This is a genomic window from Streptomyces sp. NPDC030893, from assembly GCF_055571535.1.
Window position 1 is genome coordinate 384,436 of the sequence record NZ_JBVIFC010000002.1, and the last position, 17,239, is coordinate 401,674.

Annotated in this window: 16 protein-coding genes; 7 read left to right on the forward strand and 9 right to left on the reverse strand. The window is 70.9% G+C overall.

Features of this window, described 5'->3' with window-relative positions; genetic code table 11:
• Window positions 1-911: 911 nt before the first annotated feature.
• The 4 genes from ACZ434_RS06470 to ACZ434_RS06485 form a co-directional block, all read right to left on the reverse strand.
• Window positions 912-1,142, reverse strand: a complete 231-nt coding sequence (locus ACZ434_RS06470; RefSeq protein ID WP_468452430.1) for an AAA family ATPase — start codon at window positions 1,140-1,142, stop codon at window positions 912-914.
• Between the two features lie 55 nt (window positions 1,143-1,197).
• The gene (locus ACZ434_RS06475; RefSeq protein ID WP_468452434.1) at window positions 1,198-1,494 is read right to left on the reverse strand and encodes a hypothetical protein; all 297 of its coding nucleotides are present in this window, start codon (window positions 1,492-1,494) and stop codon (window positions 1,198-1,200) included.
• A gap of 239 nt (window positions 1,495-1,733) precedes the next feature.
• Window positions 1,734-3,779 (reverse strand): hypothetical protein, encoded by a 2,046-nt coding sequence (locus ACZ434_RS06480; protein WP_468452436.1) that lies wholly within the window; start codon window positions 3,777-3,779, stop codon window positions 1,734-1,736.
• A gap of 604 nt (window positions 3,780-4,383) precedes the next feature.
• A complete protein-coding gene (locus ACZ434_RS06485) occupies window positions 4,384-4,716 on the reverse strand; it encodes a cupin domain-containing protein (RefSeq protein WP_468452438.1) in 333 nt (110 codons plus the stop codon).
• A 120-nt stretch (window positions 4,717-4,836) separates the two neighbouring features.
• On the opposite strand from ACZ434_RS06485, the gene ACZ434_RS06490 reads away from it, so the two are divergent.
• Window positions 4,837-5,604, forward strand: a complete 768-nt coding sequence (locus tag ACZ434_RS06490; RefSeq protein WP_468452440.1) for a YqjF family protein — start codon at window positions 4,837-4,839, stop codon at window positions 5,602-5,604.
• Window positions 5,605-5,680: 76 nt separating this feature from the next.
• On the opposite strand, the gene gdhA is transcribed toward ACZ434_RS06490, so the two are convergent.
• A complete protein-coding gene (gdhA, locus tag ACZ434_RS06495) occupies window positions 5,681-7,039 on the reverse strand; it encodes an NADP-specific glutamate dehydrogenase (protein ID WP_468452441.1) in 1,359 nt (452 codons plus the stop codon).
• A 311-nt stretch (window positions 7,040-7,350) separates the two neighbouring features.
• Here gdhA and ACZ434_RS06500 point away from each other — a divergent pair, with 311 nt between their 5' ends.
• The 3 genes from ACZ434_RS06500 (at window position 7,351) to ACZ434_RS06510 (ending at window position 8,983) form a co-directional block, all read left to right on the forward strand.
• Window positions 7,351-7,569 (forward strand): type II toxin-antitoxin system VapB family antitoxin, encoded by a 219-nt coding sequence (locus ACZ434_RS06500; protein ID WP_468452443.1) that lies wholly within the window; start codon window positions 7,351-7,353, stop codon window positions 7,567-7,569.
• Window positions 7,566-7,997, forward strand: coding sequence for a PIN domain-containing protein (locus tag ACZ434_RS06505; RefSeq protein WP_468452445.1), 432 nt, complete (start codon window positions 7,566-7,568; stop codon window positions 7,995-7,997). Before ACZ434_RS06500 ends, ACZ434_RS06505 begins: the two co-directional genes overlap by 4 nt.
• 164 nt (window positions 7,998-8,161) lie before the next feature.
• Window positions 8,162-8,983, forward strand: coding sequence for an SAM-dependent methyltransferase (locus tag ACZ434_RS06510; protein ID WP_468452447.1), 822 nt, complete (start codon window positions 8,162-8,164; stop codon window positions 8,981-8,983).
• 75 nt (window positions 8,984-9,058) lie between these two features.
• Here the strand turns inward: ACZ434_RS06510 and ACZ434_RS06515 are convergent, their stop codons facing one another.
• The 3 genes from ACZ434_RS06515 to ACZ434_RS06525 form a co-directional block, all read right to left on the reverse strand.
• Complete coding sequence (locus tag ACZ434_RS06515) at window positions 9,059-10,252, reverse strand: endo-1,4-beta-xylanase (RefSeq protein WP_468452449.1); 1,194 nt, start codon at window positions 10,250-10,252, stop codon at window positions 9,059-9,061.
• A 197-nt stretch (window positions 10,253-10,449) separates the two neighbouring features.
• Window positions 10,450-11,325, reverse strand: a complete 876-nt coding sequence (locus tag ACZ434_RS06520) for an LLM class flavin-dependent oxidoreductase (RefSeq protein ID WP_468452451.1) — start codon at window positions 11,323-11,325, stop codon at window positions 10,450-10,452.
• A 19-nt stretch (window positions 11,326-11,344) separates the two neighbouring features.
• Window positions 11,345-12,364, reverse strand: a complete 1,020-nt coding sequence (locus ACZ434_RS06525; RefSeq protein ID WP_468452453.1) for an aldo/keto reductase — start codon at window positions 12,362-12,364, stop codon at window positions 11,345-11,347.
• Window positions 12,365-12,576: 212 nt separating this feature from the next.
• Between ACZ434_RS06525 and ACZ434_RS06530 the strand changes: the two genes are divergently transcribed.
• From ACZ434_RS06530 to ACZ434_RS06540, 3 genes are all read left to right on the forward strand, one after another.
• On the forward strand, window positions 12,577-13,164 hold the full coding sequence (locus ACZ434_RS06530) for a TetR/AcrR family transcriptional regulator (RefSeq protein WP_468452455.1): 588 nt from the start codon (window positions 12,577-12,579) through the stop codon (window positions 13,162-13,164).
• 67 nt (window positions 13,165-13,231) lie between these two features.
• Window positions 13,232-14,179, forward strand: a complete 948-nt coding sequence (locus ACZ434_RS06535; RefSeq protein ID WP_468452457.1) for a LysR family transcriptional regulator — start codon at window positions 13,232-13,234, stop codon at window positions 14,177-14,179.
• A 103-nt stretch (window positions 14,180-14,282) separates the two neighbouring features.
• The gene (locus ACZ434_RS06540) at window positions 14,283-15,668 is read left to right on the forward strand and encodes a carbohydrate-binding protein (protein ID WP_468452459.1); all 1,386 of its coding nucleotides are present in this window, start codon (window positions 14,283-14,285) and stop codon (window positions 15,666-15,668) included.
• 244 nt (window positions 15,669-15,912) lie between these two features.
• On the opposite strand, the gene tuf is transcribed toward ACZ434_RS06540, so the two are convergent.
• Window positions 15,913-17,106, reverse strand: a complete 1,194-nt coding sequence (gene tuf, locus ACZ434_RS06545; RefSeq protein ID WP_468452461.1) for an elongation factor Tu — start codon at window positions 17,104-17,106, stop codon at window positions 15,913-15,915.
• Between the last annotated feature and the right edge of the window lie 133 nt (window positions 17,107-17,239).

Genomic DNA, 17,239 nt, shown 5'->3' on the forward strand with positions numbered 1-17,239 from the left:
TCCGGTCCGGGCCAAGGCCTGGGCGTCCGCCGCACCGGAGCCCTCCGAGTGGGCGGCCGACGTCACCGACTCGGCCTTCGGGACAGGACGTGTCGGCCTGCGTGCACTGGCCAACCGCGGCTGCACCAGCCTGCCGATGAAGCTGCTGGTGAGCCGTTTCCAACTGGACGCCGGCACATGGGCCGAGCCGGCAACGGTCACCCATGGGGACTGGGTGCGGGTGCTGCCCGAGCGAGGTGGAGAGCACCGTAGGCGCCTGGTCCGGCTCCACCGCGCCGGACGTCCTGGCCTACGCGGCCATGTTCCTCCCCGGTGCTCCCGCCGTCCGGCTCCGGACCGACGGAGGGCAGACAGGTTCTGGGCGGCCACCTGGACTCGCAGGGCCTGCGCTACGAGGGTGCCGACTTCCACGAGTACATGGACACCGGTTGGACCTTTCCCGACGGCACCCACACCGGCCGTCGAGCAAGCAGGTGGGCAACCTCGACTACTCGGGTTGCACACGGATGGTGTACGGCCATCACATGGGTGCCGATGGCCGCGGGTGAGGACACCTCCGGCACCCGGATACCCCGGCGGTCCCACGACATGGCCGACCATGCCCCGGGGGTGCGCATCGCCCGCACCGACGGGGTGAACCCTCCCTCCGCCGAGCAGGTCCAGCCCGGTGATCTCGTGCTGTTCAACGCGGACTCGGGCGATGACAACGTCATGGCCACAGCGGACCACGTCGGCATCCACCGAGCACGTCATGCGCTGCTCGGTAGGGACGTTGAGGTCGCTGCGGCGTGCGTCCGGTGCGTCGCCTGTAGGGAGAGAACGCCCCGCCGCCAGCCGACGGCCCGCATAGGGCACGCCCTCGACCGCCGTCAGCTCCTCACGGAGGATGCGCCCTTCGGGAGAGACCGCGATCACCACGTCCAGAACGAAGACCGCTTCGCCGAACCGCACTCGGCACCCGAGCGCGAAACGGTGCGGGCCCCGCCCAGCGCGTCCCTCACCGGTTTGCCCAGCGCCAGCCGGGACAACACGATCAGCCCGTCGAGCGCGTGGGACTTCCCGCTGCCGTTCCGCCCGATCAGCACGGTGAGATCCTGCAAGGGCAGGCGCTGCTCGGTGCACTCACTGTCGACCTGGCGCAATCTTCGCTCAGCTCAGCAGCAGCCCACACGACGCGTCCAACGGTGACCGACCGGCTCAGCGACAGTTCAGCGTCTTCACGGTGGTGGGGAAGTAGGCGCGCATGAACCTCTCCACTTCTGCGCGTTTGCCTTCGTCCAGGATGCTCGCCTGCGGCAAGTGCAACTTGAGTGTGAAATACCGTCCGCGATCAGTAATGCATGAGGAGCTCACGATGGCACCATTTGCACCGATGACCGCCTCGTCACCTATGCCTGCTTTGCGCCACTGCGAAACACCTTCGAATATCGGATCGAATTCCGACCGATGGGCCAACCCGGGCGCGTCCGGAGTCCAGTAGAAGTTGAACTCCATTTCTCGATCATCTCCGGAAAAGAGTGTACACGGAGCAGAGATCGCCCTCGAACGGTCCACCCGGCTGTATTCGTGAAGGTCCTCGGCGGACTCGACAAGCGGGTTGGCGAGTTCCCAATTGACCGGCGCACCGCAGATCTCCTCAGGATACTGGGGCTTTTCGCCTCGCCCACAGGACACCACAAGGAAGGCGAGGACCAGGGCGAGGGGTGCTACCCGCCTCGTCCGACTGCTCAGTCTCACTTCGGCTCCACCCCGGACACGTCCTTGCCTTTCGCTTCACCCCGGCCGGCTGCCGCGTCGATGGTGTTCTGCGCATCGTAGGTATCATCGAATTCCCCTTGGCGCGCATCCTTCCATTCGTCCACGAGCGCCATGAGCTGCCGGTTTCTCGATTCAGCAACCTCGATGTTGCTCTCGGCCCTCTGATCTTCGATCCTCTTCTGCTCGTCCTCCAGCCACATGCCTGTGACGTAATCGAATCCTTGCTGCACCTTGTCACTGACCACAGGGATATAGCTGATCGCTTCATCAATGAATGGCTTGGCCGCGAATTCCGCAACCTCAGGATCGCCTTGCGCCTGGGTACGTGCCTCCTCCAGGAAACCCACTGTTCGCCCAGCACGCACGAGGGACTCCGTCGAGTCGGGCCGGGTATCGGCGTGGAAGCCCGTGACCATCGCCTGGTTCAGCCCGCCGTTCAGCGTGCCGTAGGCGTCCTGGTCCTTTGAGAGTTGCTTCGTGACCTCGAAGAGGTCGGTCTGATCCAGGGGGGACCTCGCGACGGCGACCTCGCTCATCGCCGTATACACCGTGTTCCCGTGGTTGACCAGGATCTTGGCCATGGGCTCCCGCAGGGACGGCGGGAAGTCGTCGCCCTGATCGGCCAGAGTCGTCAGGGCCGACTTGAGGACCGCCTCGTTCTGCTCGGTGTGCTCGACGTAGCGGGCGTTCCCGTCCGACGGGTCGATACCCGTCGTCGCGGCCTGCAGGGCGGCGCCGAAGCCCGCGCGGCTGTCGCCGTCCAGACCGCGTGAGTACGTGGTCGTCTTCATCCCCTCCCGCTCATGCAGGGTGACCTCCCAGTCCCGGTCCTTCATGAGGTACTTCATGTGTTCGTCGGAGCTGAGGTAATCCGCCGCGGCGGCGGGGTCCCGGCTCATGAGCCCGAGCATGCCGTCCACCGGGTCGTTGGCGAACCAGCCGCCCCGCTCTCCGCTGTACTCGTGCTTGAGGCGCCAGACGCCCGGGTCCTTCTTCTCGGCCGCGATCATGTCGTCGGTGAGGTCCGCGAGCATGCCCGGCGCGTACCCGTCGCCCTTCTGCATGAGGGTGACCAGCGACTGGTAGCCGACCGCCTTGTCGAGGCGGGCGCCCTGGGCGTCGGTGGCGTACCGGACCACGCCGGCCTCCCGCATGTCCTCGCGCCAGCCCTCGTACCAGGGCGACCCGGTGTCCCGGGTCGCCGAGGCGAGGGCGTGGGCCAGGCCGGTCTCGATCTTCGCATAGTGGTCCGCGCGGCCGTCGTTCCGCGCGTGGATGAGGTCGTTCAGCTCGTTCGTCAGTCTGAGGGTGCCTTCGGCGCCCAGGCCGTCCAGGAGCGTGCGGGAGAACGCGGGGTCGTCGCCGTTGTCGCGGAACGTCCGCTCGAGTTCGGCGAGTTCCCTGTCGGAGAGGCGCTCGCCCTTGCGAAGCCGATCCAGGGCCCTCTCGGCCGCCTCACCCTCGTACTTCTCGATATCGCCCTTCGCCTCGCCGTTGAAGCCCTTGCCGCCGGCGATGGGGCTGGAGTCGGTCACGACGGCCTGCAGGGCGATCCGTACGCCGGTGTCCGCGTCCGTGACGTCCCGCACCGCCTTGTCGATGCGGTCCTGCCACGACTGGACGGCATCCAGGTAGGCCGGGTCCTGGCGCACCGCCCTGCGTGACTCCTCCGGCAGCCGCTCCATGTCGAAGCTCACGCGTCCGTTCTCGGACACGTTCATACCCGCGTCCACGGCGTCCTGCCGGGCCGACGTCAGCCGGCCGCGCAGTTCGACGAACTGCGTGTGCGCGTCACGTAACAGTGCGGCCACCGCCTTGGCCTCCGTCTGCGCGTACTCGAACTGCTTGAGTGTGATGTCGAAACGCCTGTTGGCCGCGTCGGCGCTCAGTCCCTCCCAGCCGGCGCCCAGGGAGATGCCGTGCACGTCCCGGCGGTAGGCCTTCTCCTGTTCGGCGAACTCGCCCGCCATCTCGTCCCACTGTTCGGCGGCCGTGGTGAGTGCGCCGAGGTCCGTGGTCATGATCTCGTGGTAGGTCGGCATCTCGATCCCCCAGGGTGTCTCGGCAGGGTTCGGCCGGCAGAGCGCCCCGGAAGGACTCGCCGGGAACCGGTTCGGCTTCGTCCCTGCCGTCCGCTTCGTCCCAGCGGCGCCCGTCACCACGGACCGTCCTCCCCGTCCGGTCGCCCTCCCACGCGGCCACACCGGTGTCGGAGGGTTGACCGCTGTCGCACACGGTATCGCGGCGTGGCGGAGTGTGATGTCACGGCTGCTCCGCCCGCCCCGGCGGGCAGGGCGTCACACGTCGTCTGCCGCTGCCCGCGGCCTGGGCTGGCTGCGGTGGGCTGCGGCGGGTCGTCGCCGGGCGCCTGGAGGCACGCCCCGCCGCCACGGACGCCCTGCCGGTCCGGGAACGGCTCAGGGCCGAGGGCGAGGTCGGGGGGTACGGCGGGCGGAGGACCGAGCGGGCCCGGCGAAGCCCCTGCGGTCCGGTGAAACCCCTCGTGGCCCGGCGAAGCCCCACCCGGTCGGGCAGCGCCTCGCAACCGCCGCAGGGATCCGCGCGGCCGGCCACGACGGCGCCGCAGCCGACCGACGGCACATCGCCATACTGCCGGCGGATCGTTCAGCCGTGTTTGGCGACCGTGAGGATCACTGCCGCGTCCTCCAGGGCGTCCAGGGCGTGGCGGGCCGGGGGGATGGCGAGCAGGTCGCCGGTGCGGCCCTCCCACTCCGTGTCGCCGCTGGTGAGGCGGACGCGGCCGCGCAGGACCAGCAGGGTGGCCTCGCCGGGGTTCTCGTGTTCGGCGAGGCTCGTGCCGGCGGTCAGCGCGAGGAGGGTCTGGCGCAGGGTGTGCTCGTGACCGCCGAAGACGGTGGTGGCGCTGCGGCCGTTGGAGGAGGCGGCGGCGCGCTCCAGGTGTTCGCGGGCGAGGGCGTCGAGGGAGAGCTTCTGCATGGCTCCCAGTGTTCCCGGGCGCGGCGCGCGGTCACCAGGGCCGTGTGGGGCACACCGTGGGGTGCGTCGCCTTCCCCCGGAGGGCCGTCACGGGTCCGCGCGGTCCGGGATACTGGCGCGGTGCCGTCGACACCGCTGCCCCCGGAGCCCGTCTCGCCCGATCCGCCGGAGGTGATCGCGCGTCCGCTGCTCACCCAGTCCTGGCTCGACCTGACGTTCGTGCACTGGGCGGTGGACCCGGCCGAGGTGGCCGGGCTGCTGCCGCCGGGGACCGTGCCCGACACGCTGGACGGGGTCACGTACGTCGGTCTCGTCGCGTTCCGGATGCATCGGGTGGGCTGGCTGCGCCTGCCGGGGGTCCCGTATCTCGGCAGCTTCCCCGAGACCAACGTCCGCCTGTACTCCGTGGACGCGTACGGGCGGCGCGGGGTCGTCTTCCTCTCCCTGGACGCCTCCCGGCTGATCCCGGTGGCGGTCGGGCGCCTCGGCTTCGGGATGCCGTACGTGTGGTCCCGGATGCGGGTGGAGCACGTCGACGCGCGCACGGTGACGTACACGTGTGCGCGTCGCCTGCCCGGGCCGCGCGGGGCGGGCGGCCGTCTCACCGTCCGCAGGGGCGGGCCGATCGGGGAGCCGACCCGGCTGGAGCACTTCCTCACCGCCCGCTGGGGCATGCACGGCGCGTTCTTCGGCCGGTCGATGTACCTGCCCAACGCGCATCCGCGCTGGCCGCTGGAGCGGGCCGAGCTGGTGGAGTGCGAGGAGGACCTGATCGCGGCGGCGGGTCTGCCGGCGCCGGACGGGGAGCCGGTGAGCGTGCTGTACTCACCGGGCGTCCCCGCCCGTTTCGGACGCCCGGCCCGTCCGGCCGGCATCCCCACGCCGTGAGGCGGGTACGTGTCCTCCCGGATCGCCCCGGATCAGGCGCCGGCGGTTCCCCGCCCACCGGGCCGGACGGCACTTCTCAGATGACGCCCTGTGCGAGCATCGCGTCCGCCACCCGCTCGAAACCGGCGATGTTGGCGCCGGTCACGTAGTCGCCGGGGGCTCCGTAGCGCTCGGCGGTCTCGGCGCAGGTGGTGTGGATGTCGGTCATGATGCGGGCCAGCTCGTGCTCGACCTGGTCGGCCTTCCAGGAGGTGCGCGAGGCGTTCTGCGTCATCTCCAGCGCGCTGACCGCGACACCGCCCGCGTTGGCCGCCTTGCCGGGGCCGAAGGCGACACCGGCCTGCTGGAGCAGGTCGACGGCCTCGGGGGTGGTCGGCATGTTCGCGCCCTCGGAGACCGCCTTCACGCCGTTGCGGATCAGGGCCGCCGCGTCGCCCGCGTTCAGCTCATTCTGCGTGGCCGACGGCAGGGCGACGTCCGCCGGTACCTCCCACACCCGCCCGCCGGGGACGAACCGCGCGGAGGCGCCCCGCCGCTCGGCGTACGTGCTGACCCGGCCGCGCTCGACCTCCTTGATCTGGCGCAGCAGCTCCAGGTCGATGCCCTTGTCGTCGACGACGTAGCCGCTGGAGTCGGAGCAGGTCACGGGGTTGGCGCCGAGGGCGGCCAGCTTCTGGATGGTGTAGATCGCCACGTTGCCGGAGCCGGAGACGACCGCGGTCTGCCCCTCCAGGTCCTCGCCGCGGGCGCGCAGCATGGCCTCCGCGAAGAGCACGTTGCCGTATCCGGTGGCCTCCGGGCGGATCAGCGAGCCGCCCCAGCCCGCGCTCTTGCCGGTGAGGACGCCGCCCTCCCAGCGGTTGGTGATCCTGCGGTACTGGCCGAACAGGTAGCCGATCTCGCGGGCGCCGACGCCGATGTCACCGGCCGGGATGTCGGTGTACTCGCCGATGTGCCGGTACAGCTCGGTCATGAAGGACTGGCAGAAGCGCATGACCTCGGCGTCGCTGCGGCCCTGCGGGTCGAAGTCGCTGCCGCCCTTGCCGCCGCCGATGCCGAGTCCGGTGAGCGCGTTCTTGAAGATCTGCTCGAAGCCGAGGAACTTGATGATGCCGAGGTTCACCGAGGGGTGGAAGCGCAGGCCGCCCTTGTAGGGGCCGAGGGCGCTGTTGAACTCGATCCGGAAGCCGCGGTTCACGTGCACCTGGCCGGCGTCGTCCTGCCACGGCACGCGGAACATGATCTGCCGCTCCGGCTCGACGAGCCGCTCCACGAGCCCGGGCACCGCGTACTCCGGCCGGGCGGTCAGCACCGGGGCGAGCGTCTCCAGCACCTCGCGCGCGGCCTGGTGGAACTCGGGCTCCGCCGGGTTGCGGCGCTCCACCTCGGCGCGCAGCAGGTCGAGCGAGATCTTGGGGTCGGGGCGTGAGGTCACGGGGTCCCTTTCTGGCACGGCGGACACCGGTACGGGGACCGGTGAGGGGCGCTCGGCGCCGTTGCCGACCGCGGGACAGGGCCGCCCGATTGCATACGACAGGCCGGCCAACCCTTCCAGTGTTACTCCTGCGTTAACGCAATACCAAGGGCCGAGCCGGAATGTCCGCTATCTGGACAGCGCGCCCGCACTCCGGATGCGGGACGGTGCCCACCCCGGGCGGGCCGCAGTCTCGCGTCAGACCGGCGAGCCCTACGGTCGATATACGATGGGACTCGATATATAAACCTTGGTTGCTCGCGGGAGGCCCCATGTCCAGGACTCTGGTCGACATCGACGACGACAAGCTGGCCTTCGCCCAGCGGCAGCTCGGGACCAAGACGAAACGGGAGACCATCGACCGCGCGCTGACCATAGCGTCCGCGATCAGCGCGGACGACCGGGCCCGTGCCCTGCGCTGGCTCCAGGAGAACGCGGACGCGTTCCTGGACTTCGACGTCCTCGAGGACCGAGAGCGGGCGGGGTTGTGACCTACCTGGCCGACACCTCCGCGGTATGGCGTCTGCTGCGGGGGCAGCTCGATCCGCCCTGGCCCGGCCGTGTGGCGCGCGGACTGGTCGCCATCTGCCCGCCCGTCGAGGCCGAGCTGATGCCCGGGCTCCGCTCGGACAGGGACTACGAGCCCTTCTTCACCATGCTCGGTCAGACCTTCGGCTGGGTCCCGGCATTGGACGACCCCTGGTCGAAGATCGTGAGCGTGCAGCGGGACCTGGCGTCGATCGGCCATCACCGTGGGCCCTCCCCCATGGACATCCTGATCGCCCTGACCGCCGAGCACCACCGCCTGACCGTTCTCCATGTCGACGACGACTTCGCGGCCATCGCCAAGGTGCGGCCGGACATCGCCATGGTCCGCGCCTCGGCTCCGGGCCACGGTGAGGCACGGCGTTCACCATGAGTCTCGCGTCCTCCGCGGGCCGGGCCTAGGCCTTCACCCTCTCCCCCCTCGCCGGCGAACAGTCTCGGCGGACCCTCGTCCATGCCGTCCGACACGGCCTGGCTATCGTGACGGTCCACAACACCTTCACAGGTCAACTCCCGTCCGGGACAAGGGGAATCACGGTGGATCAGCAGCACTCCGGCAGGGACGCCTCGATACGGATCGACACCAGCAAGCCGCATCCCGCGCGGATGTACGACTGGTTCCTCGGCGGCAAGGACAACTACCCGGTGGACGAGGAGCTGGGGCGGCAGCTGGTCGGGTTCGCGCCGGTGATACCGGTCATGGCGCGGATGAACCGGGCGTTCATGCACCGTGCCACGCGGTGGGTGTCGGGACAGGGCGTACGGCAGTTCCTCGACATCGGGACCGGGATCCCGACGGAGCCGAATCTGCACCAGGTGGCCCAGGGCGTCGCCGCCGACGCGCGGATCGTGTACTGCGACAACGACCCGATCGTCCTGGTCCACGCCGAGGCGCTGCTGCGCGGCACCCCCGAGGGGGTCGTCGACTACGTGCAGGCGGACGCCCGTGACACCGACGCCATCGTCGAACAGGCCCGCAAGGTCCTTGACTTCGGGAAGCCGCTCGCGCTGTCGCTCATCGCGCTGCTGCACTTCATCGGCGACGAGGACGGGGCGTACGAGCTGGTGGAGCGGCTGAAGGGGGAGCTGGCTCCGGGCAGTTACCTCGTCATGTCGCACCTCACGCCCGACTTCCACCCGGAGGAGGCGTCGCAGAAGGTCATCGACCTCTACCGGGCGGGCGGGCTCACCATGGACATGCGCAACCGGGATCGGTTCGCGCGGTTCTTCGAGGGCCTGGAGATCGTCGACCCCGGCATCGTGGCCGCGGAGGCGTGGCATCCGGAACTCGGTGAGCCGGTGCCGGGGGCGGAAGGTGTGCCGAGCGGGGCCTATGTGGCGGTGGCCCGCAAGGGGTGAGGTCCGGCCGGGTGCCCACGGGGGCCGCCGCTCCCGTGGGCACCCGGCGCCGGGCGGTGTCAGCGCCGGTCGGTGTCAGCGCCTGCCGTGCCTGTGGTGCTTGCGGTGCTTGCGGTGCTTCTCGCAGTCGTCCTCGCGGGCCGCCTCCCTCAGCGTGTCCCGCAGCGCGTAGAAGGCGGGCTTGCGCTCGAAGTCGCCGGTCATGACGTTCGCGAAGCCCTCGCCCTCGAAGGTCACCGGCACCCACGAGTACTTGTCGGTGAAGCCCCAGATGGTGAACGAGTTGCAGCCGTCGACGGCCAGGCAGGCCTCCAGCATCCGCTGGTAGTAGTCGGCCTGCTGCTCCTCCTGCTCCGCGGTGGGCTCACCGTTCTCCGGCACGTCCATACGGACGTCCACCTCGGTGAGGGCGGTCTCCAGGCCGAGCGCGTCGAACCGGCGGAGGTTGTCCTCCAGGTCGCCCGGGAAGCCGTAGCGCGTGCTCAGGTGCCCCTGGGTGGAGAAGCCGTCCACCGGAACGCCCTGGGCGAGCAGGTCCTGGACGAGGGCGTAGTAGGCGTCGCTCTTCGCGTTGACGCCCTCGACGTTGTAGTCGTTGAAGAACAGCTTCGCCTCGGGGTCGGCCTTGTGGGCCCAGCGGAAGGCGTCGGCGACGATGCCCGGCCCGAGTTCGCGGATCCAGATGTTGTCCTGGGTGCGCAGTTTTCCCTGGTCGTCGAAGATCTCGTTGGCGACGTCCCACTGCTGGATCCGTCCGGCGTAGCGGCCGACGACGGTGGTGATGTGCTCGCGCAGGATCGTGCGCAGCTCCGCCTTGGTGAAGTCGCCCTGCTCCAGCCACTCGGGGTTCTGGCTGTGCCAGAGCAGGGTGTGGCCGCGTACGACCTGGTGGTTGCGCTGGGCGAACGCCACGATGGCGTCGGCCTGCCCGAAGTCGTAGCGGTCGCGCTCGGGGTGGATGTAGTCCCACTTCATCTGGTTCTCGGCGGAGACCGAGCTGAACTGCCGGCCCAGGATCTTCCGGTACTCCTTGTCGTGCGTGAAGGGGTCCGGGTAGTCCTGCGACAGGTGGTGGCCGCCGCCGGCGACGGCGGTGCCCACGACGAAGCCCTCGGGAGCGGCGGCGCGCAGCCGGTCGAACTTCGCAGAGGAGTGCGGGGCGGCCTTCCGGCCGTCCGACGGGTCGGCGGTCGCGGGGCCGGCCGCGATGAGCGGCAGGGCGAGGGCGGCGGTGGCGACGGCCACGGTGGCGAAACGAATGGATCTCATGCGGGGAGTCTCATTCCCATCGTCGGTTCTCGAATGTTTCGAAGTCGACTCCGAAACATTAGGGATGGGCGGACGGTATGGGCCGGACGAGCGGTGCGTCAAGACCCCTGCGCGGTCGGGCGCCTGAACGGGCGTCGGCATACGCGGCGCCCCGCCCCCGGTGGCTCCGTGGGCGAGGCGCGCGTGCGGTGCGGCGGTCAGACCGACGGGCGGATCAGCTCCTCGGCGACCCACCGTGCGACGCCGTCGGGATACGGCACCGGCAGTCCGAGGACGATGTGCCGGAAGCCCGCGTCGAGCGCCTCGCCGATCGCCGCCCGCGTGGCACCGGGCCGGCCGGTGTCGACGGGCAGGTGGATCGAGCGGACGATCGAGCCGGGGTCGCGGCCGATGTCCGCGCAGTAGCGGTCCAGCAGGGCGCCGCGGCGGACCGCGTCGTCGATGTCGCCGCCGGGGATGTTCCACAGGTCCGCGTGCTCGGCGACGACGCGCAGGGTCGCCGGGGAGCGGCCGCCGACGAGGATCGGCGGGTGGGGGCGCTGTACGGGCTTGGGGCTGCCGAACGCCCGGGTGAGGTGGTGGTGGCGGCCGTGGAAGTCGAAGGGCTCCTTCTCGGTCCACAGGCGCCGGATCACCGTGCAGGATTCGGCGAGGCTCTCCACGGCCCGCGCGGTCGGCTGGAAGGGCAGGCCGTGCGCCGGGTACTCGCGCCAGGCCTCGGGCGGGTTCGGGCGGGAGCCGACGCCGATGCCGAAGTCGAGCCGTCCGCCGGAGACGATGTCGACGGTCGTGGCGATCTTGGCGAGCAGCGCGGGCGGCCGGAACCGGTTGCTGGTGACCATCACGCCGAGCCGCAGCCGCCGGGTCAGCGCCGCGAGGGCGGAGAGCAGTGTCCAGCCCTCGTAGGTCGGCCCGTCGGGGTCGCCGAAGATGGGCATGAGGTGGTCGAACAGCCAGGCGTGCTCGATCTCCGGGAGGGCGTCCGCCTCGCGCCAGACGCGCAGGATGTCGTCGTAGCCGACCTGCGAGGGGGCGGTCATGATCCCGAAGAGGGGCCGGGGTGCGGGTGACATGGGCCGGTCCTCCGGACGGTCAGCGGCGGCGGCGCAGTGACGCGTCGAGCAGCGCGGGCGGGGTGTCGAACTTCTCGTGCGCGGCCAGGTCGACGCCCGGGGCGACGATCTCGTCGATCGCGTCGAGGACGTCGGCGGGGAGCACGGTGTCGGCGGCGGCGAGCTGCGCGCGCAGATGGTCCGCCGTGCGGGGGCCGATGAGCGCGCCGGTCACGGCGGGGTGCGCGGTCACGAAGCCGAGGGCCAGCTGGATCATGGTCAGTCCGGCCTCGTCGGCGACGGCGGCCAGCCGCTCCACGGCGTCGAGCCGGGCCCGGTTGGCGGGGAGCGCGGGGTCGAAGCGTTCCGGCATGACCGTGGAGCGGTGCGTGGTGACGTCCCGGCCCGCGCGGACCGCGCCCGACAGCCAGCCCGAGGCCAGCGGGCTCCACACCAGCACCCCGAGTCCGTACTCCTCGGTGACGGGCAGGACATGGGCCTCGATGCCGCGCTGGAGGATCGAGTAGCTGGGCTGTTCGGTGACGTACCGGCCCAGCCGGTGTTCCCGGGCGGCCCACTGGGCCTGCACGATGCGGTGTGCGGGGAAGGTGGAGGACCCGAAGTAGCGGATCTTGCCCGCTCGTTGGAGGTCGGTGAGCGCCGACAGGGTCTCCTCGTCGCCGGTGGCCGGGTCCCAGCGGTGCATCTGGTAGAGGTCGACGTGGTCCACGCCGAGCCGGCGCAGGCTGTCCTCCAGGGCGGTGACCAGCCAGCGGCGCGAACCGCCCTGCCGGTTGCGCTCCCCCATCGGCATGGTCGCCTTCGTGGCGAGCACGATGTCGTCGCGGCGGCCGGCGATGGCCTTGCCGACCATCTCCTCCGACTCGCCGGCGCTGTACCAGTCGGCCGTGTCGATGAGGTTGACGCCGGCCTCCAGGGCCGTGTCGACGAGGGCGGTGGCCTCGTCCTGGGTGGTGCGTCCGATCGCGCCGAAGTTCATCGCGCCGAGCGCGAGGGAGCTGACCTGTACGCCGGTGCGGCCCAGGGTGCGGTACTGCATGACCGTATCTCCTCGTGGCGGGGAAGCGTGGTGGACGGTGCCGGGGCACGGGATGCCGGCCGGGCCCGGTTCCGGCACCATGGAGATGAAGCGGAACACCGTTCCGGTATGACGGAAACGATACGGAACACTGTTCCGTTTTGGCAAGCGTGAGCGCGTCCCGGCCCGCGTGAGACCATGCCGGTGCGCGCGAGAGGCGGAGGAACGACACGGTGAACCAGAGCGACGAGGGCGGACACAAGGCCGGGTCACGCCGGAAGGACGCCCGGCGCAACAAGGAGACGCTGCTCGACGCGGCCGCCGCGGTCTTCGTCACCTCGGGCGTGGACGCCCCGGTGCGCGACATCGCCTCCCGGGCCGGCGTCGGCCTCGGCACCCTCTACCGCCACTTCCCGACCCGGGCGGACCTGATCATCGCCGTCTACCGGCACCAGGTCGAAGCCTGCGCCGAGGCCGGCCCGTCCCTGCTGGCCGCCGCCGGCACCCCGCACGCCGCACTGCGGCAGTGGATCGACCTCTTCGTCGACTTCCTGGTCACCAAGCACGGCCTCGCCGCCGTGCTCCGCTCCGACCAGGCGGGCTTCACCGCCCTGCACGGCTACTTCCTCGACCGGCTCCTGCCGGTATGCGCCGAGCTGCTCGACGCCGCGGTCACCGCCGGGGAGATCCGCGCCGACATCGACGCCCTCACCCTCATGCGCGGCGTGGGCAACCTCTGCATCGGCGCGGAGAGCGACCCCGACTACGACGCGCGCCGGCTGGCCGGCGTCCTCGTCGACGGCCTGCGCCGCCCGCACTGACACCGGCCCGCCGAGAGGTCCGTACCAACCCCTTGCCCCCGCCCCTCCCACGTCGCAAGCTCCCCTCATGGAGCTGGAGTTGCGGCATCTGAAGACGATCCGTGCGATCGCGGAGGCGGGCAGCCTCACCCGGGCGGCGACCGACCTGGGGCTCGCACAGCCCGCGCTGAGCGCACAGCTCAAGCGGATCGAACGCGCCCTGGGCGGTGCCCTGTTCGAACGTGGACGGCACGGTGTGCGGGCCACCGCGCTGGGCGAACTCGTGCTGGAACGCAGCCGGATCGTGCTGCCGGCGGTGACCGAGCTGCAGCAGGAGGCGGCCCGGTTCGCCCGGACCTCCCGCGCGACCGCGTGCTTACGGCTCGGCGGCACCCACGGCCCCCTGCTCGGCGCCGTCGTGGACCGGCTGGCGGACGTGCACCCCGACGACCGGGTGACGACCTGCACCTCCTGGTCCGAGAGGGAGCTGGCCGAGCTGCTGACCGAGGGGCGGCTGGACTTCGCCCTCGCGGGGACGTGCGGTTCGGCCTCGCCGCCCGGTGCCAAGGGACTCGTCTGGCAGGAGGTCGCGGTCGACCCGGTGTTCGTCATGGTGCCGGAGCGCCACCCGCTCGCCGGCCCCGGCGAGGTGGACCTGACCGAGCTGGCCGACGAGGAGTGGGCCTGCGTGCCGGGCGACGGCTGCTTCGGGGACTGCTTCACCGCGGCCTGCGCCCGCGCCGGCTTCACCCCGCGCCGGATGTACGAGACGGACACCTCCTCCCTGGTCCACCTGGTGCAGGTCGGCCGGGCGGTCGGACTGTGCCGGGCCACCTTCCCGGACACGCCCGGCATCATCACCCGGCCGCTCACCGGCACCCCGCTGACCTGGCGGCACCTGCTCGGCTGGCACCGGCCGACCCAGCGGGCGGAGACCGCGGCCACCGTGCTGGCGCAGGCCCGGCTGGCACACGCGGGAGTGGCGGCACGCTGCGACAGCTACACACGGTGGCTCGCCGCCCAGCCCGTCCCCTGACACGTTCCATAACACCGGGGCAGGGGCCGGCCGACGGCTTACGGCGCCCGGCCGGCCCTCCCTACGGTTTCGGCACCTCCCCACCGAACCGAGGAGATGCCCCATGCTCCACCGCCCCTTCCCCCTACGCACCAGAGCCGTGGGCGCCGCCGCCGCGGCGACGGCCGCCCTGCTCGTGGCCGGGCTCAGCGGCTCCGCGAGCGCGGGACCGGCCGCTCCCCCGGCCGCCCCCTCCGCCGCCGAGACCCTGCGCACGGACGCCGCCCCGCCCGCCCTCCTCAAGGCCATGGAACGCGACCTCGGGCTGGACCGGCAGCAGGCGGAACGCCGCCTGGCGAACGAGGCGGAGGCCGGCACCACCGCCGGACGCCTCCAGGCGGCACTGGGCCCCGACTTCGCGGGCGCCTGGGTACGCGGCGCCGAATCCGGCACGCTGACCGTGGCGACGACGGACGCCGCCGACGTACCGACCATCGAGGCGCAGGGCGCCCGGGCCACGGTCGTACCCCACTCCCTGACCGAGCTGGAGGCGGCCAAGGCCCGCCTGGACCGGGCCGCCGCCACCGGCGAGACCGGCACCGCGGACGCCCCCGTCTGGTACGTCGACGTCCGCACCAACACCGTCACGGTCCAGGCGATACGCTCCTCGGCGGCCGGCGCCCTGCTCTCCGCGGCCGGCGTCGACCGCTCCCTGGTCCGGATCGAGAAGTCCGCCGACCGGCCCCGCCCGCTGTACGACCTGCGCGGCGGCGAGGCGTACTACATCAACAACAGCGGCCGCTGCTCCATCGGCTTCCCCGTCACCAAGGGCACCCAGCAGGGCTACGCCACGGCCGGCCACTGCGGACGGACCGGCAACAGCACCAGCGGCCACAACCGGGTGGCCCAGGGCACCTTCCAGGGCTCGGTCTTCCCCGGCCGGGACATGGCCTGGGTGGCCACCAACTCCCAGTGGACGGCGACCCCGTACGTGAAGGGCGCGGGCGGTCAGAACGTCCAGGTCACCGGCTCCACGCAGGCACCGGTCGGCGCCTCGGTCTGCCGCTCCGGCTCCACCACCGGCTGGCACTGCGGCACCATCCAGCAGCACAACACCAGCGTGACCTACCCCGAGGGCACCATCACCGGCGTGACCCGGACGACCGTGTGCGCCGAGCCCGGTGACTCGGGCGGCTCCTACATCTCCGGCAGCCAGGCCCAGGGCGTCACCTCGGGCGGCTCGGGCAACTGCAGCAGCGGCGGTACGACGTTCCACCAGCCGATCAACCCGCTGCTCCAGAACTACGGCCTCACCCTGAAGACCACCGGCGGCGGCGAGGAGCCGCCGCCCGGTGGGGAGGAGCCGGGAGGCACCTGGTCGGCCGGCACCGTCTACCAGCCGGGCGACACGGTCACCTACGGCGGCGCCACCTACCGCTGCCTCCAGGGCCACCAGGCCCAGACCGGCTGGGAGCCCCCGAACGTCCCGGCCCTCTGGCAGCGTGCCTGACCCCACCTGACCATCCCGACGGGGGAAACGAACCGGCCCCGGGCGCGCTCCTGACGACGCGCCCGGGGCCGGTTCCTCGCGTTCCCGGCTCCCGCCCCTGACGGCCGGCCCCCTCCTTGCGCGATCGCGTGCTCTCCACGGCAGCCGTGTCGCCCCCCGGCACAGCGAAAGGGCCCGTACGACCGAAGTCGTACGGGCCCTCTCAGGTGCTCGCGGAAGGAGCTACCAGGTCAGATCAGCAAGCTCACTTGTTGATCTTGGTGACCTGGCCGGCGCCCACGGTCCGGCCACCCTCACGGATGGCGAACTTCAGGCCCTCCTCCATGGCGACGGGCTGGATGAGCTCCACCTTCATCTCGGTGTTGTCACCCGGCATGACCATCTCGGTGCCCTCGGGGAGGGTCACGACGCCGGTCACGTCCGTCGTACGGAAGTAGAACTGCGGGCGGTAGTTGTTGAAGAACGGGGTGTGACGGCCACCCTCGTCCTTCGACAGGATGTAGGCCTGGGCCTCGAACTCGGTGTGCGGGGTGACCGAGCCCGGCTTGATGATGACCTGGCCGCGCTCGACGTCCTCGCGCTTGATGCCGCGGAGCAGCAGACCGACGTTCTCACCGGCCTGGCCCTCGTCGAGGAGCTTCCGGAACATCTCGATGCCGGTGACCGTGGTGGTGGTCTTCTCCGGCTTGATGCCGATGATGTCGACGGTCTCGTTGACCTTGAGGACACCACGCTCGATGCGGCCGGTGACGACCGTACCGCGACCGGTGATGGTGAAGACGTCCTCGATCGGCATCAGGAACGGCTTGTCGACGTCACGCTCGGGCGACGGGATGGCCTCGTCCACGGCCTTCATCAGGTTGAGGACGGACTCACCCCACTCCTTGTCACCCTCGAGGGCCTTGAGCGCCGAGACCTTGACGACCGGAACGTCGTCGCCCGGGAACTCGTACTCGGAGAGGAGCTCACGGACCTCGAGCTCGACGAGCTCCAGGATCTCCTCGTCGTCCACCATGTCGGCCTTGTTCAGGGCGACCACGATGTACGGAACGCCGACCTGGCGGGCCAGGAGCACGTGCTCCTTGGTCTGCGGCATCGGGCCGTCGGTGGCGGCGACCACGAGGATGGCGCCGTCCATCTGCGCCGCACCCGTGATCATGTTCTTGATGTAGTCCGCGTGACCGGGGCAGTCGACGTGGGCGTAGTGACGCTGCTCGGTCTGGTACTCGACGTGCGAGATCGAGATCGTGATACCGCGCTGGCGCTCTTCGGGAGCCTTGTCGATCTGGTCGAACGCCGAGGCCTCGTTCAGGTCCGGGTACGCGTCGTGCAGCACCTTGGTAATGGCGGCCGTGAGGGTCGTCTTACCGTGGTCGATGTGACCGATGGTGCCGATGTTGACGTGCGGCTTAGTCCGCTCGAACTTCGCCTTCGCCACTGGGGTCCTCCTGTGGAGTGGTTCTGTACGCCTTACTTCATCGGCGCCAGGTGATCTTTGCTGGGAAACCCGGGCCCGGGGCATTCCGCCGGGGTGGCGGCGGAATGCCCACTTGCAGGCTCCGGGGTCAAGC

What these genes read in the sequence shown, in the direction of transcription:
- ACZ434_RS06515 (WP_468452449.1), bottom strand. Translation starts at nt 10,252, where the DNA reads ATGAGATCCATTCGTTTCGCCACCGTGGCCGTCGCCACCGCCGCCCTC.
- ACZ434_RS06525 (WP_468452453.1), bottom strand. Translation starts at nt 12,364, where the DNA reads ATGCAGTACCGCACCCTGGGCCGCACCGGCGTACAGGTCAGCTCCCTC.
- ACZ434_RS06540 (WP_468452459.1), top strand. Translation starts at nt 14,283, where the DNA reads ATGCTCCACCGCCCCTTCCCCCTACGCACCAGAGCCGTGGGCGCCGCC.
- ACZ434_RS06480 (WP_468452436.1), bottom strand. Translation starts at nt 3,779, where the DNA reads ATGACCACGGACCTCGGCGCACTCACCACGGCCGCCGAACAGTGGGAC.
- ACZ434_RS06500 (WP_468452443.1), top strand. Translation starts at nt 7,351, where the DNA reads ATGTCCAGGACTCTGGTCGACATCGACGACGACAAGCTGGCCTTCGCC.
- ACZ434_RS06475 (WP_468452434.1), bottom strand. Translation starts at nt 1,494, where the DNA reads ATGGAGTTCAACTTCTACTGGACTCCGGACGCGCCCGGGTTGGCCCAT.
- ACZ434_RS06485 (WP_468452438.1), bottom strand. Translation starts at nt 4,716, where the DNA reads ATGCAGAAGCTCTCCCTCGACGCCCTCGCCCGCGAACACCTGGAGCGC.
- ACZ434_RS06520 (WP_468452451.1), bottom strand. Translation starts at nt 11,325, where the DNA reads ATGTCACCCGCACCCCGGCCCCTCTTCGGGATCATGACCGCCCCCTCG.
- ACZ434_RS06535 (WP_468452457.1), top strand. Translation starts at nt 13,232, where the DNA reads ATGGAGCTGGAGTTGCGGCATCTGAAGACGATCCGTGCGATCGCGGAG.